The organism is Bradyrhizobium sp. USDA 3256 (genome assembly GCF_054058275.1).
In genome coordinates this window covers 4419279-4433836 of sequence record NZ_JBSSAE010000002.1, presented here as the reverse complement: position 1 = coordinate 4433836, position 14558 = coordinate 4419279, and the positions used below count along the sequence as shown (strand labels likewise).

General features: G+C 66.1%; 16 protein-coding genes. 12 read left to right on the top strand and 4 right to left on the bottom strand.

Translation table 11 applies throughout. The annotated features are described in order from the left end of the window. Nucleotides 1-261 precede the first annotated feature (261 nt). The 5 genes from ACVWY5_RS22865 (at nt 262) to ACVWY5_RS22845 (ending at nt 3925) form a co-directional block, all read left to right on the top strand. Nucleotides 262-498, top strand: coding sequence for a hypothetical protein (locus ACVWY5_RS22865; protein ID WP_028337161.1), 237 nt, complete (start codon nt 262-264; stop codon nt 496-498). A 25-nt stretch (nt 499-523) separates the two neighbouring features. Then, on the top strand, nt 524-1489 hold the full coding sequence (locus tag ACVWY5_RS22860) for a LysR family transcriptional regulator (protein WP_028337160.1): 966 nt from the start codon (nt 524-526) through the stop codon (nt 1487-1489). A gap of 87 nt (nt 1490-1576) precedes the next feature. Next, nucleotides 1577-2287, top strand: a complete 711-nt coding sequence (locus tag ACVWY5_RS22855; protein WP_028337159.1) for an SDR family NAD(P)-dependent oxidoreductase — start codon at nt 1577-1579, stop codon at nt 2285-2287. 22 nt (nt 2288-2309) lie between these two features. Continuing rightward, nucleotides 2310-2561 carry a tautomerase family protein gene (locus ACVWY5_RS22850; protein ID WP_028337158.1) on the top strand — a complete coding sequence of 84 codons (252 nt, stop codon included), beginning with the start codon at nt 2310-2312 and terminating at the stop codon, nt 2559-2561. Nucleotides 2562-2683: 122 nt separating this feature from the next. After that, a complete protein-coding gene (locus ACVWY5_RS22845; RefSeq protein ID WP_244978496.1) occupies nt 2684-3925 on the top strand; it encodes a YbfB/YjiJ family MFS transporter in 1242 nt (413 codons plus the stop codon). Here the strand turns inward: ACVWY5_RS22845 and ACVWY5_RS22840 are convergent. The 4 genes from ACVWY5_RS22840 to ACVWY5_RS22825 form a co-directional block, all read right to left on the bottom strand. Next, on the bottom strand, nt 3922-5073 hold the full coding sequence (locus ACVWY5_RS22840) for an aminotransferase class V-fold PLP-dependent enzyme (RefSeq protein ID WP_028337157.1): 1152 nt from the start codon (nt 5071-5073) through the stop codon (nt 3922-3924). The genes ACVWY5_RS22845 and ACVWY5_RS22840 overlap by 4 nt on opposite strands. Nucleotides 5074-5127: 54 nt before the next feature. Continuing rightward, entirely contained in the window at nt 5128-6015 is an 888-nt protein-coding gene (locus tag ACVWY5_RS22835; protein WP_028337156.1) for a hypothetical protein, read from the bottom strand. An 87-nt stretch (nt 6016-6102) separates the two neighbouring features. After that, on the bottom strand, nt 6103-6855 hold the full coding sequence (gene fliP, locus ACVWY5_RS22830; protein ID WP_028337155.1) for a flagellar type III secretion system pore protein FliP: 753 nt from the start codon (nt 6853-6855) through the stop codon (nt 6103-6105). Beyond that, nucleotides 6852-7793 (bottom strand): flagellar biosynthetic protein FliO, encoded by a 942-nt coding sequence (locus ACVWY5_RS22825; protein ID WP_028337154.1) that lies wholly within the window; start codon nt 7791-7793, stop codon nt 6852-6854. The genes fliP and ACVWY5_RS22825 overlap by 4 nt, the downstream gene beginning before the upstream one ends. 359 nt (nt 7794-8152) lie before the next feature. On the opposite strand from ACVWY5_RS22825, the gene flgB reads away from it, so the two are divergent. From flgB to cckA, 7 genes are all read left to right on the top strand, one after another. Continuing rightward, nucleotides 8153-8563 carry a flagellar basal body rod protein FlgB gene (gene flgB, locus ACVWY5_RS22820; RefSeq protein WP_028337153.1) on the top strand — a complete coding sequence of 137 codons (411 nt, stop codon included), beginning with the start codon at nt 8153-8155 and terminating at the stop codon, nt 8561-8563. Nucleotides 8564-8602: 39 nt separating this feature from the next. Next, nucleotides 8603-9028: a flagellar basal body rod protein FlgC gene (gene flgC / locus ACVWY5_RS22815; protein WP_018272466.1), complete on the top strand. Its 426-nt coding sequence runs from the start codon at nt 8603-8605 to the stop codon at nt 9026-9028. Nucleotides 9029-9054: 26 nt separating this feature from the next. Further along, on the top strand, nt 9055-9366 hold the full coding sequence (gene fliE / locus ACVWY5_RS22810) for a flagellar hook-basal body complex protein FliE (protein WP_016844765.1): 312 nt from the start codon (nt 9055-9057) through the stop codon (nt 9364-9366). A gap of 124 nt (nt 9367-9490) precedes the next feature. Next, nucleotides 9491-9754 (top strand): flagellar biosynthesis protein FliQ, encoded by a 264-nt coding sequence (gene fliQ / locus ACVWY5_RS22805; RefSeq protein WP_016844766.1) that lies wholly within the window; start codon nt 9491-9493, stop codon nt 9752-9754. 18 nt (nt 9755-9772) lie between these two features. Further along, nucleotides 9773-10543 carry a flagellar biosynthetic protein FliR gene (fliR, locus tag ACVWY5_RS22800; protein WP_016844767.1) on the top strand — a complete coding sequence of 257 codons (771 nt, stop codon included), beginning with the start codon at nt 9773-9775 and terminating at the stop codon, nt 10541-10543. 11 nt (nt 10544-10554) lie between these two features. Beyond that, a complete protein-coding gene (gene flhB / locus ACVWY5_RS22795; RefSeq protein ID WP_028337152.1) occupies nt 10555-11628 on the top strand; it encodes a flagellar biosynthesis protein FlhB in 1074 nt (357 codons plus the stop codon). A 142-nt stretch (nt 11629-11770) separates the two neighbouring features. After that, nucleotides 11771-14341 (top strand): cell cycle histidine kinase CckA, encoded by a 2571-nt coding sequence (cckA, locus tag ACVWY5_RS22790; RefSeq protein WP_028337151.1) that lies wholly within the window; start codon nt 11771-11773, stop codon nt 14339-14341. Nucleotides 14342-14558: the final 217 nt, after the last annotated feature.

Sequence of the window (14558 nt, the reverse complement as noted above, 5' to 3'; positions counted from 1 at the left end):
GCATCGACGAACGGAAAGCGTCAGGGGCTTGCGTTGCTGACCCGTTCGTGCGGGCAAAGGAAGCCTGAAACATGGCTTGATACCTTCACCGTCCCCGGGGCGGGGTGCAAGCGGCGGGTGGTATCGACCCTGCCAAATGTTCGCCGGGGACGAGCTTTTTGTCAATTGCAACTGGTTGTGATCGCACGCGTGCTCTCGACATCCTGCCGTCAAATCGGCAACCATGGCGTCCGTTGCACAGCGCCGGGAGGACGTCGTTACATGAGCAAGCCGACCAAGACCGAAGCCGAACTCATCGCGATGGCGCGGGCCGAGCTGAGGGCCCATGCCGACTGCCCCGACGGAATCGATATCTCCGTGCTGCGCGACGGCGACAGCTGGGAGTTTCGCGCCAGCGCCAATGACGCCACGGCGGCGAGGCCCGGCTATCCCGAATGCGTCGCGATGCTGGTGCAGATCGGCGACCACCTCAGCAAGCAATATGACGTGAAGGAGTAACGGCGACCGCGAAGCGGGGGGATCGATGGACCGCATCGACGCCATGAAGGTCTTCGTTGCGGCGGTCGACGAGGGCAGCCTCGCCGGTGCCGGGCGGAAGTTGCGGCGCTCGCCGGCAGCGGTCAGCCGGGCGATCGCTTTCCTTGAGCATCATGTCGGCGCCGAGCTGTTACATCGCACGACGCGCTCGCTGAAGCTGAGCGATGCCGGCCAGCGCTATGCAGCCGCATGCCGTCGTATCCTCAGCGAGCTCGAGGAAGCCGATATCTCGGCGGGCGGCGAGCGGTCGGTGCCGCGCGGCACGCTGACCGTCACCGCGCCCGTCGTGGTCGGCGAGGACGTGCTGCGGCCGGTGCTCGATGCCTTCATGACGGACTATCCGGCGGTGTCGGTACGGCTCGTGATGCTCGATCGCACCGTCAATCTGATCGACGAGGGGATCGACGTCGCGCTGCGCATCGCCCATCTCGCCGATTCCAGTTTCATCGCGATCAAGCTCGGCGAGGTGCGCCGCGTGGTCGCGGCATCGCCCGGCTATCTCGCGCAGCATCCGCTGATCAGCGAGCCGGCTGATCTGGCGAAGCACCAGATCATCGCCATGACGCATTTCGGGCTCGACTCCTGGAGCTTCCCGCCGGCCGCGAAGTCGAAGATCGCGCGCGCGGTCCAGTTCACGCCGCGGCTGGTCGTCAACACGGTGCGCGCGGCGGTGGCCTCGGCCAGCGAAGGACACGGCGTCACCCGGCTGTTCTCGTATCACATCGCCGAGGAAATCCGTGACGGGCGGTTGCAGATCCTGCTCGCCGGCGACGAGCATCCTCCGCTGCCGGTGCATCTTTTGGCGCCGCAGGGCCGCTTCGACGTGCCCAAGGTGCGCGCCTTCGTCGATTTCGCGACGCCGCGGCTGAAACGCTATTTCGAGCGGCTGTCGCGCGAGGCCAGCAAGGCTGGCGCCATTCGTTCGCGCCGCGGAAGAGTGTCTGCCGAATAGCGGGCATTCGCGCGGAAAGCGGATGTATCTAGCTTGCTCTCCATCGAAGCGGCACTGGGTCGCTTCAGCAACAGATGGAGAGAGATCATGGGTGCAGAGCAGAAGGTTGCCATCATCACCGGTGCGTCGCAGGGCCTCGGCGAGGCCATCGTCAAGGGCTATCGCGACCGCAACTGGCGCGTCGTCGCCAATTCCCGCAGCATCAAGCCGTCGACCGACAGCGACGTTCTGACCGTCGCAGGCGACATCGGCGATCCCGAAATTGCCGACCGCATCGTCAAGCAGGCGCTCGGGCGCTTCGGCCGCATCGACACGCTGGTCAACAATGCCGGCATCTTCCTGGCCAAGCCGTTCACCGACTACACCGACCAGGACTACGCGCAGGTGCTGGCGACCAATCTCAACGGCTTCTTCTACATCACCCGCCGCGCCGCCAGGGAGATGGTGAAGCAGGGATCCGGACACATCGTGCAGATCACGACCAGCCTCGTCGATCACGCCAACAGCAACGTTCCCTCGGTGCTGGCCTCGCTGACCAAGGGCGGCCTGAACGCCGCCACCAAGTCACTCGCGATCGAATATGCCGCCAAGGGCATCCGCGTGAACGCGGTCTCGCCCGGTGTGATCAGGACACCGATGCACGCGCCGGCAACGCACGACTTCCTCGCCAAGCAGCATCCGGTCGGACGCATGGGCGAAGCCAAGGACATCGTCGACGCCGTGCTGTTCCTGGAAGGCGCGGGCTTCGTCACCGGCGAGATCCTGCATGTCGACGGCGGCCAGAGCGCCGGTCATTAACGAGCACGGTCCGGAGAGTGCCATGCCTATCGTCACCATCCAGGTCACGCGTGAGGGGACGGCGCCGGGTGCCTCGTCCACCACGCCGGAGCAGAAAGCGGCACTGATCAAGGGCGCCAGCGAGCTGCTGCGCGATGTGCTCGGCAAGCCCATGGAGTCGACGTTCGTCGTCATCGAGGAAGTCGACACCGACAATTGGGGTTGGGGCGGGTTGCCCGCGCTGGACTATCGCAAGAAGCTCGCTGCAGCTGCGGCGTCCAAATCTTCCCGCTGAAGGCTTTCCCCAAACCGAATGTGCACCTCTCCCCGATCGGGAGAGGTGAGCCGTGATCGCTGCGAGCGATTGCTGCGATCGCAACTAATCATTTTTCATGAACGGCCGGAGGGCCTACTGCGATGTCCATGTCAGCCAATGTCGATCACCACCGGCGCCATCACGCCGAGCCGCGCCGCGATGCCGGCGGGCCGCTGTGGCTGTCCGCGGCCGCGGGGCTGTGCGCCTCGCTGGTCGGGCTCGGACTGGCGCGCTTCGCCTACACGCCGTTGATCCCGGCATTGATCGCCGCAAAGTGGTTCACGCCGGCGGAAGCAGTCTATCTCGGTGCCGCCAACCTTGCCGGCTATCTCGCCGGCGCGCTGATCGCCCGCGATCTCGGCGCGCGGATCGGCTCGGTGTGGGCGCTGCGCGGCATGATGGTGCTCGCCGCGATCACCTGCTTTGCCTGCGCGGTGCCGATCTCCTTCGTCTGGTTCTTCGGCTTCCGCTTTCTCGCCGGCGTCAGTGGCGGCGTGATCATGGTGCTGGCGGCAACGGCGATCCTGCCGCATACCGCGCCGAGCAAGCGCGGCCTGATCGGCGGCGTGATCTTCGCCGGCGTTGGCCTCGGCGTCGCCGCGTCCGGCACGCTGGTGCCGCTGTTGCTGCAACAGGGCGTCAAGCAGGCCTGGTACGGCCTTGGCGTGCTGTCGGCGGTGCTGACACTGATCAGCTGGAAGGCGTGGCCCGCCGAAGCTCCCGCCGCGCGAGGCGTTGCGGAACAGTCCGTCGCGTCGCACGGCGTGCGCTCGCCGCTGGTGATCGCGCTGTGCCTGGAATATGGCCTCAACGCGCTGGCGCTGGTGCCGCACATGGTGTTCCTGGTCGATTTCGTCGCGCGTGGGCTCGGGCAGGGGATCGCGGCGGGATCGCATTACTGGGTGCTGTACGGCATCGGCGCCGTGGTCGGACCGTTGCTCACGGGACACCTCGCCGATCGCGCCGGCTTCGCCGCAGCACTGCGCGCGGCGTTCCTGATCGAGGCCGTTGCGGTTGCGCTGCCTGCCGTGACGAATTCGCCCGCCGCACTGATTGTGTCGAGCCTGATCGTCGGCGGCTTCACGCCCGGCATCGTGCCGCTGGTGATCGGCCGCATCCACGAACTGATCCCGCATTCCGCGGCGAGCCAGCGTTCAGCCTGGGCGCAGGCCACCACGACCTTCGCGCTGTTCCAGGCGGCGGGCGCCTACGGCCTGTCCTGGCTGTTCGCGCGCGGCGGCGGCGACTATGCGCTGCTGTTCGTGATCGGCGCGGCCGGAGTGGCCGTCGCGTTAGCGATCGAACTGTTCGGCGTCGTCGGACTGCGGCACAAGTCCAGCTAACCGCGCAACGTTTTGGTCAAGACAGCCACGAGGCGATCGACATCGGCCTCGTCGTTGAAAACGTGCGGCGAGATCCGCATCCGGCCGAGCCGCAGCGCGACATGGATGTTCTCGGCGGCGAGGCGCGCGATCAGTTCTTTCGGGATGCCGCCCGCCATGCCGAGGCTCAGGATGTGCGGCGCACGCACGCTGCGCGCCGGCACATTGAGCCCGAGGTCACGCACGCCGCCCGCGATCCGCTCGTTGAGCATCGCGAGCCGCGCGCTGACGGCAGCGGCGCCCCATTCCGCCATCATCTCCATGCCGATCGAGGCCATCTCCAGCGTGATGAAATGATCGCGCTCGCCCATGTCGTAACGCGTGGCGTTGTCGACATAGGCGAGATCGCCGAAATAGACCGGGTTCTCGGAATTCACGTTGCGGCGGCCGCTGGAGGTCTGCTCCAGCGGCACGCCGTTCTGGTGGCGTTTTGCAATGTAGAGGAAGGCGCGGCCGTAGGGGCCGATCAGCCATTTGTAGGTCGGAAACATCACGGCGTCGGGGTCGAGCCTTGTCACGTCCATCGCCACGACACCGGCGCTCTGCGTCGCGTCGATCACGAACATTGCGCCGTGCCGCCGCAGCGCGGCCTGCACCTTGTCGACGTCGATCATGCCGCCGTCCGACCAGTGCACCGAGGAGATTGAGGCGACGCCGACCGGCGGCGCGCCTGGCCGCTCGATCGTTGCAAGCATTGCCGATGTCCAGTCGCCATCGGCGGGCTGGCGCACGGTGTCGACGACGAAGCCCTGCGCCTCGGCGCGGGCGTGCCATTCGAGGACCGGCGAGGAATGGTCATTCTCAAGCACGATGACTCGTGAGCCGCGCGGAATGCTCAGCGCCTTTGCTACCGTCGCGACGCCGTAGCTGATCGCGGGGATCAGCGCGACATCGTCAGGTGCGGCGTTGATCAGGCGGGCCGCCGCGCTACGGGCGCGCTCATGCTGGCGGCCGGCGAAGCCGGGATCGATGGTCCAGGGCTGGCCCTTGCGTCCGACCGCTGCGCGGCCGGCCTCGAGCGTCTTCAGCGGCAGCGGGCTGTAGGACGCCGAATTCAGGTAGCAGACCTCGTGTGGAATCTCGAACAGATGGCGCTGGGAGGGAAGCATGTCGTCTCGCGGCTGGAATTTGCGGATCATGACGTGACGCGGAAGAGCGCGCGCTCAGCCGTCGTACTGGTCCGGCCCCATCGCCCAAGGCGCCTGGTCGTAGCCGTTGGCGAAGGTGCGGTTGGTCTGCGCCGGGTTGCGATTGACCAGCGGCCGCAGATACATCGGGTGGGTAGCGCTGCGCACCTCGTGCTCGACGGTGAACAGATGCCGGCCGTCGGCCGGATCGACGATGTCGCAGAAGCGGTACTGGTACTGGTTGTCCTCGCGGGAGACCAGATTGCGTTCGCGCAGTCGCTGGTAGGGGCCCGAGAAGTCCGTGATGTAGATCTGGATGTGATGGCCGTCGAATTCGCCCTGCGCCGCGTCGCTCTCACGGAAATGCAGATACTGATCCTTGCCGACTTTTGCGCGCGCGACGACGTCGTCGCCGTTCAGAATGCTGGCAGGGATGCCCATGATCTCAGGATAGAACCTGCTGATCGCCTCGGCCGTGCCGCGCGGCACCTCGAACTCGACATAGGGCATGCCGAGCGCGATGCGACCGAACCGTTCGGCGTCCGGTTCAAAGCAGCGTAGCCGGTTGCCCCAGGGGCAGATGGCCTCGACGTGATCATTGCGCTCGCGATAGCTGAACGCGGTGCCCTCGAGCTTGGGCGCGACGGCGGCGAGCCGCTGCAGCAGGGCCTGCCGCCCGGCGATCACGATGCCGGTGTGGCCGCGCAGCACCTGCTGGCGGCCGCTCGGCAGATGAAACTGGCTGCGGCCGACATTCACCCACATGTTGCTGTCGGAGACCATCAGATAGGGATCGCGGGTTAGCCCGATGCCGGCGACGTAGAACAGCGTGGCGAGGCGCTGGTCCGGCACCTGCACGTTGACATGTTCGAGATGGATGGCGTTGCCGAGATCTTCTGCGGCGCGGTCGAATGGCTGCTGCACGGCGCGGCTCCCTGGATGCGGTGCCGCGCATGATAGTGCAACGGTGTGGCCGATCCAGCTGACCGGCCATGAATGTTTCGCAGGGCGCTACCCCCCGTAACTCTGCACCAGGCTGCCGGCGACCAGGGCCCAGCCGTCGACCAGCACGAAGAAGATCAGCTTGAACGGCAGCGAGACCACCACCGGCGGCAGCATCATCATGCCCATCGACATCAGGACCGAGGCGACCACGAGGTCGATGATCAAGAACGGCAGGAACAGCAGGAAGCCGATCTCGAAGGCGCGTTTCAGCTCGGAGATCATGAAGGCCGGCACCAGGATGCGCAGCGACATCTCCTCCGGCGTCGCCGGCGGCGGCTCGCCGGAGAGGTCCATGAACAGCTTCAAATCCTTCTCGCGGACGTTCTTCTGCATGAAGCCGCGCAAGGGGACCGAGGCGCGCTGCAACGCGTCCTCGACGCCGATCTGGTTGGCGACCAGCGGCTTGATGCCGTCGTCATAGGATTTCTGCAGTACCGGCCCCATCACGAAGGCGGTGAGGAACATCGCAAGCGCGATCATCACCGAGTTCGGCGGCGCGGTGGCGGTGCCGAGTGCGGTGCGCAGCAGCGAGAGCACGACCACGATGCGCGTGAACGACGTCATCATGATCAGGATCGACGGCGCGATCGACAGCACCGTGAGCAGCGCAATCAGCTGGATCGCGCGCTCGGTCACGCCGCCATTGCCGCCGCCGAGATTGATGCTGATATCCTGCGCGATCGCCGGATCAGCGAGGGATCCGGCGGCGATCAGGACAGCGATGAAAAAAACTCTACGCGGGACTGCCCCTGGCCTCACGAAGGATTCTTCGGTCGGCCGAGCAGCGAGGCCATCTCGTCCTCGAGATTTTCGAACCCGCTCTTCTGTCCGCCGGCGGGCGGGGCGGGCGGCTCGCTGCGCTGCGGGCGCGCCGGCGGCGCCTCGGGCGCAACCGGCGGCGCGACGGTCTCGCCGGCGCCGGTCGGGCGGCGCAGCGCCGCTTCGAGCCGTTGCGCCATCTCGGCGAGATTGGCGTCGGCGTTCGATGGAGGCGGCGGAGCTGGAGGCCCCTGCGTTGCAGCCGGCGGCGGTGCCTGGGGAGGCGGTGGCGGCGGCGTCACGGCGCGCTCGGTTGTGCGCAGCGGCGGCGGCGCCTTCGGCGGCTCGGCGGCGCGCGGCGGACGCGGGACGACCGGCTCGGAGCGCGGCGGCAGACGTGGCGGCATCGGATCGGGCCGCGGCTCGCCGCGTTCGGGCGTGAAGCCCGCGAGCGGATCGCTGCGACGCTCGGCGATCGGCGGCGGGGGCCGGCGCAACTCGTCGGCGAAGGAGGGCCGCGTCTGACGCGGCGGCAGCTCCGGCTCGGGAAGGTCGAAATTGTCGGAGCGGGCGGCTTCGCTCTCGTTCCAGGCTGCATCCGGAAGCGGCGCCACGCGCGGCGGCGCGGCATCGGCTGCGACCGCGGGCCGGGTCGACATTTGATCGCGCGCGGGCATCGCGCGGACGATATTCGGCTCGACGACGATATCGGTGGGACCGCCGATCATCAGGAGATGCTCGATGTTGTCGCGGCGGACCAGCACCAGGCGGCGCCGTCCGTCGACGGCGGCAGCGTCAATCACCGCCAGGCGCGGCATGCGCCCGCGGTTGGCGTTGGCCCCGAGGCGGTTTCCGGCGAAGCGGCGGACGAGCCATGCGGTCACGCCGATCAGCGCCAGCACGACAACGAATGCCAAGACGAATGTAATGACCTGCATATTGGAGTCCCCGGCCATCTTGGCCTTCCTCAGCTTTCGCCATCAACGAGCGCGGATTGATAGGTGCGGTTTGCCCAGCGAATCGCGCCCGAGATTCGCCTTATTTCTTAATTCCCAGCGGCTTGCAGCCCACTGTTCTATTAATAAACCAAGAATCGCTTGTCCCAAAACGACTTCTCAGTGCCCCACACTGTCTTGGTTTGTGCTGGTTAACGCAGCATTCGTGGCGAAAATGCGCTCGCAGGCTGCAGTTGCGGCGTTCTCCACGGATCCGTCCGGCATTTTAACCACCCGTTAACCATACACCGGGCAAATTCTGCCTACCTCGGAAGAGCCCAGAGGTTAACGGAGCCGCGGCGATGGCCATGAACGATCTCCCGATCCTGTCGGCGTTGCGCACCAAGATGCAGTGGCACCAGGAGCGCCAGCGGGTGCTCGCCGAGAACATTTCCAATTCCGACACCCCGAACTTCCGGCCGCGCGACCTGGTCGAGCCGAAGTTCGACCGGGCCGGCGCCACGGTCGGCGGCGGCGTGGGGACGCTGCCGATGATGCAGACCAGCGCCACCCACATGGCGGCGTCCGGGGCGCCCGACAGCTTCGACAACGATCGCGGCAAGAGCGGGTTCCAGACCCGCCCGGCCGGCAACGCGGTCAATCTCGAGGAGCAGATGCTGAAAGTGTCGGCCAACCAGATGGACTATGCGGCCGTCACCTCGCTCTACAGCCGTAGCCTGCATCTGCTGAAGACTGCGATCGGCAAGGGCTAGAGCAAGGGTTAGCCCGCCTGACGGCGGCAGGAGGATCCCATGGCAGATGGAACAAGCGATTTCGCCCGCTCGATGAGCATCGCAACCTCAGGCCTGCGCGCGCAGGCGGGACGCATGCGGGTGATCTCGGAAAATATCGCCAATGCCGATTCGACGGCGCAGACCGCGGGCGGCGATCCTTACCGTCGGAAGGTGCCGACCTTCTCATCCACGCTCGATCGCACGCTCGACGCCCAGGTCGTGGCGCTGGGCCGGATCCGCCCCGACCAGTCTTCGTTCCGTGTCAAGCACGAGCCGGGCAATCCGGCGGCGGACGCCTCGGGCAACGTCAAATATCCGAACGTCAATGCGATGGTCGAAATGACCGACATGCGCGACGCCCAGCGCTCCTACGAGGCCAACCTCAACATCATCAGCGCGACGCGGCGGATGATCCAGCGCACGCTCGACATCCTCAAGTCCTGACGCAACAAGAACAGGGAACGTAAATCATGGCTTCACCGACAGTCGCCGCCAACGCCTACGCCAACCTCGCCAAGATGATGGAGCGCGGCGGCGCCGAGAAGGCCGGGCAGGCCGTCGCCGGCCCATCCTTCAGCGCGCTGCTGAAGGACTCCGTCGGCAGCGTCCTGGAGGCGGGCAAGAAGTCCGACGCGCAGACCATGGCGATGGCCTCGGGCAAGGCGAACGTGATGGACGTGGTGACGGCGGTCGCCGACACCGACGTTGCGGTGTCGACTCTGGTCTCGGTGCGCGACCGCGTGATCCAGGCCTATGAAGACATCATGAAGATGCCGATCTGACGTCACTTGCGACGCCATCCCGGGGCGATGCGCAGCATCGAGTCGGGATCTCGAGGTTCCGGGTTCGATGCTTTGCATCGCCCCGGGAACGACGGTGCAAACAACTGACAGCGAGAACTCAACAATGACCGGCCCCGAAACCCTCGACGTGGCGCGCGATGCGATCTGGACCATCGTGGTGGTGTCGTCGCCCCTTATGGTGGTCGGCCTCGTGGTCGGCGTCGTGGTGTCGCTATTCCAGGCGCTGACGCAGATCCAGGAACAGACCCTGATCTTCGTGCCGAAGATCCTCGCGATCTTCGTCACATTGCTGCTGGCGCTGCCGTTCATGGCGGACTCGCTCTCCAGCCACATGATGCGGATTTCATCGCGAATCATCGGCGGTTGATGCACTAATGCCGCGGTCATGCGCATCGATGTCTCCCTGCTGCCGGCGCTGGCCGCGATCTTCGTGCTGGTCTTCGCGCGTGTGGGCGCGATGGTGATGCTGCTGCCCGGTTTCGGCGAGAGCAACATCCCGGCGCGGGTCAAGCTGTCGATCGCGCTATTGCTGACGCTGATCATCCTTCCCCTGCATCGCAACGCCTATCATGTCGATCTGACGTCGATCTCCTCGCTCGGCGTCCTGATGGTGCATGAGCTCATCATCGGCATCGTGCTCGGCGCGACCGCGCGGGTGACGCTGTCGGCGCTCAACGTCGCGGGTTCCGTGATCGCGCAGCAGCTCGGCCTCGGCTTCGTCACCGCTGTCGATCCGACCCAGGGGCAGCAGGGCCAGATCATCGGCAACTTCCTCACCATCCTCGGCCTCACGCTGCTGTTTGCGACCGACAGCCACTATCTCGTCATTGCGGCGCTGAGCGAGAGCTACCGCATCTTCTCGCCGGGCGAGATCATGCCGACCGGCGATGTCGCCGCGCTTGCGACGTCGGCCTTCTCCGCTGCCTTCAAGATCGGCCTGCAGCTGTCCGCGCCGTTCCTGGTGTTCGGCCTCGTCTTCAACATCGGGCTTGGCGTGCTGGCGCGGCTGATGCCGCAGATGCAGGTCTATTTCGTCGGCGTGCCGCTCTCGATCATGGTCGGGTTCCTGATCTTCGGCGTCGTGCTCGCCGCGATGATGAACACCTATCTCGACTATTTCCTCGGCGTCATGCGCCAGCTCGCTCCGATGAATTAGGAGGAGAAGAAGTGGCGGACGATACCGAAGACAAAACAGAAGACCCTACGCAAAAACGTCTCGATGAAGCCCTCGAGAAAGGTGACGTCGTCAAGAGCCAGGAGGTCAACACCTGGTTCGTGATCGCCGGCGGCACCTTGGTGCTGTCGACCTTTTCGGGCTCGATCGGCAGCGGCATCTTGATGCCGCTGCGCAACCTGATCGCCAATTCATGGATGATCCGCACCGACGGCGCCGGCCTGCTGGCGCTGACCCAGTCGCTCGGTTACGCGGTGGTTGCCGCGATCGGCGTGCCGTTCCTGATGCTGGCGCTGGCCGCGATCGCGGGCAACATGGTGCAGCACCAGCTGGTGTGGTCGGGCGAGCAGCTGAAGCCGAAATTCTCCAAGATCTCGCCGGCCGCCGGCTTCAAGCGGTTGTTCGGCAAGCAGGCGGTGGCGAATTTCCTGAAGGGCCTGTTCAAGCTGATCGCGCTCGGCGCCGTGATGGTCGCGGTGCTGTGGCCCGACCGGATGCGGATGGAATCCTTCCTGCGGGTCGATCCGGCCGAGCTGCTGCCCGCCATCACCGGCATGACGGTGCACCTGCTGGCGGCGGTGGTGGCCATCCTCGCTGCGGTCGCGATCGCCGATTACTTCTTCCAGTACCGGACCTGGTACGAGCGTCACAAGATGTCGCTGCAGGAGATGAAGGAGGAGTTCAAGCAGTCGGAAGGCGACCCGCACGTCAAGGGCAGGATCAAGCAATTGCGGGTCCAGCGCGCCAAGAAGCGCATGATGGCCCAGGTTCCGAAGGCCTCGGTGATCATCACCAACCCGACCCACTACTCGGTGGCGCTGGCCTACGACCGCAGCATGTCGGCGCCGATCTGCGTCGCCAAGGGCGTCGACAATCTTGCCTTCAAGATCCGGGAGATCGCCAAGGAGCACGACATTCCGATCGTGGAGAACGTGCCGCTGGCCCGGGCGCTCTATGCGACGGTCGAGCTCGACCGGGAGATCCCGGTCGAGCACTATCACGCGGTTGCCGAAATCATCGGCTACGTGATGCGGCTGAGGCGCGGCCTGTCCGGCCTGCGGCAGTAAGGGGCGGAAAACCCGCTTGAAATGCGCGTAACTTGCGAAATTGACGCCTGATGGACTTGCGTTTTCGGGTCCGATTCAGGCACTCAGGGGCGAGGTGGCCGGCCGGTCGCCTTCGTGATGCAGACGAGCCATGTCTCTCCAGATGACCGCCGATAGCAACGATCCTTCCGTGACCGAGCCGTTCGTGGCCCACGGGCCAGCGCGGCGGAATGGCAGCATCCTGCTGGTGGTCCTGATCGCCGCCGGCATCGTCGCGGTGGCGGTCTGGCTGATGACCATCGGCCGCACCGAGGCGCAGCCCTATATCCTCGGCGTGCTGGCGCTGCTCGCCACCGTCGGGCTGTTCAACCTGTTCGCCCTTGCCGCCGGCATCATCCGCTTCTCCGACCGTGCCACCGATGATCCGGTGATGGCGCGGATCGCCGACCAGGCCCAGGAAGGGCTCGTCGTCACCGACTCCCGCGGCCACGTGGTCTATTCCAACGCCGCCTATCTCACGCTGACCGGCGCGGCCGGGCCGCAGGACGTCCGTCCGGTCGAGCGCGTCTTCATCGGCAACCCCGATGTCTCCGAGGCCGTGTTCCGCCTTTTGAAGGCTGCCCGCGAGGGCAAGCGGCAGCAGGAGGAGGTCCGCGTCGCCGGCCACGAGGCCGGCCAGGGCCGCTGGCTGCGGCTGAGGGTACGCCCGCTCGGCGAGGGCAAGCGCGATGCGAAATACGCGGTTTGGTCGATCGCCGACGTCACCCGCGACCGCGAGCGCCAGGAAGACGTGTTCCAGGAGCTGCGGCACGCGATCGAATATCTCGATCACGCGCCGTGCGGCTTCTTCTCGGTCAATCCGGCCGGCGAGATCGCCTATGTCAACGCCACGCTGGCCAACTGGCTGGACTACGATCTGGCCGAGATCGGCTCGGGCGGCCTGAAACTGACCGACATCGTCTCGGGCGACGGTGCGGCGCTGTTGACCTCGATTGCGGCGGTGCCGGGCGAGGTCAAGACCGAGGTGTTCGACATCGACCTGCGGATGCGGGGCGGCAAGACCGTGCCGGTGCGGCTCTATCACAAGCTTGCCTTCGGCGCCGACGGCGCGGCGGGCGCCTCGCGCACGCTGGTGATCAGCCGCGCCCGCGACGAGCATTCCGATCCGGAGCGCGCCGCCGAGGTGCGCTTCATGCGCTTCTTCGACCATACGCCGATGGCGATCGCGACCGTCGATCGCGGCGGCAATGTGGTCGGCGCCAATGCGCGCTATGCCAAGCTGGCGCAGGGCCTGAACGGCGACGGCGGCGCCGCCAAGTCGATCTTCCGCGCGGTCAATCCGCGCGACCGCGGCCTGCTGATCGCCGCGATCAACCAGGCGGCCGAGGGCCAGGGCGACATCGCGCCGGTCGAGGTCATGCTCGACGGGCCCAAGGAGCGCTTTGCCCAGTTCTTCGTTACCACCGTCGAGAAGGACGAGCGCGACGCCGAGACCGCGATCGTCTACATGCTCGAGACCACCGAGCGGCGCGCGCTGGAAAACCAGATCAACCAGTCGCAGAAGATGGAGATGGTCGGCCAGCTCGCCGGCGGCATCGCGCACGACTTCAACAACGTGCTGTCGGCCATCATGATGGCCAACGACTTCCTGCTGAACGCGCACAAGCCGACTGACCCGTCGTTCCAGGACATCATGCAGATCAAGCAGAACGCCACCCGCGCCGCGACGCTGGTGCGGCAGCTGCTTGCATTCTCGCGCCGCCAGACGCTGCGGCCGCAGGTGCTCGATCTCGGCGATGCATTGAGCGACCTCACCATGCTGCTGCGCCGGCTGATCGGCGAGAAGGTCAAGCTCGACCTCGTGCATGGCCGCGACCTGTGGCCGGTGAAGGTCGACGTCTCGCAGTTCGAGCAGGTGGTGGTCAATCTCGCGGTCAACGCGCGCGACGCGATGCCCGATGGCGGCAAGCTGATCATCCGCACCGCCAACGTGCCGACCGAGGAGGCCGCCCAGCTCGCCAACAAGGGCATGCCGGCGGCGGACTATGTGAAGATCGAGATCGCCGACACCGGCACCGGCATTCCGGCCGAGATCATCGACAAGATCTTCGAGCCGTTCTTCTCGACCAAGGAAGTCGGCAAGGGGACCGGCCTCGGCCTGTCCACGGTCTACGGCATCGTCAAGCAGACCGGCGGCTTCGTCTATGTCGATTCCGTGCCGGGCGGCGGCACCACGTTCCGGATCTACCTGCCGCGGCATCGCCAGGAGCAGGAGGTCGCACCGGAGGCCCAGGTCGGCAACGGTGCGGCCAAGGAAACCGCCGCCGCCACGGAGGCCGCCAAGCCGAAGCCGGATCTGACCGGGCAGGGCACCATCCTGCTGGTGGAGGACGAGGACGGCCTGCGCTCGCTCAATGCGCGCGGCCTGCGTTCGCGCGGCTACAGTGTGATCGAGGCGGCGAACGGCGTCGAGGCGCTGGAGGCGTTCGAGGAGAAGAACGGCGCCGTCGATCTCGTCGTCTCCGACGTCGTGATGCCGGAGATGGACGGCCCAACACTGCTGAAGGAAATGCGCAGCCGCAACGCGGAGCTGAAGATCATCTTCGTCTCAGGCTATGCCGAGGACGCGTTCGAGAAGAGCCTGCCGGAGAACCAGCAGTTCGCGTTCCTGCCCAAGCCCTTCACGCTGACGCAGCTGGTCGCCGCGGTGAAGGAAACCATGACGGCGAATTAGCCGCGCGGCGAAGCGGGTTGCGGATTCACCTGTTCCAGGGAGGTGGCGGGCGGGTGCTGTTCCGGTTGAATCTCGACGGCATCTCGAGGTAGGACGCGGCGTCGCATCCACAAGGACCATAGTGTCACATCTCCGCGACCGAGGGCCGCAGCCGTGGTTCCCGTTTCCCGCTTCACTTTTAACCGGCCCTGCCCATCTTAGGGGCGTTTCCCCATGC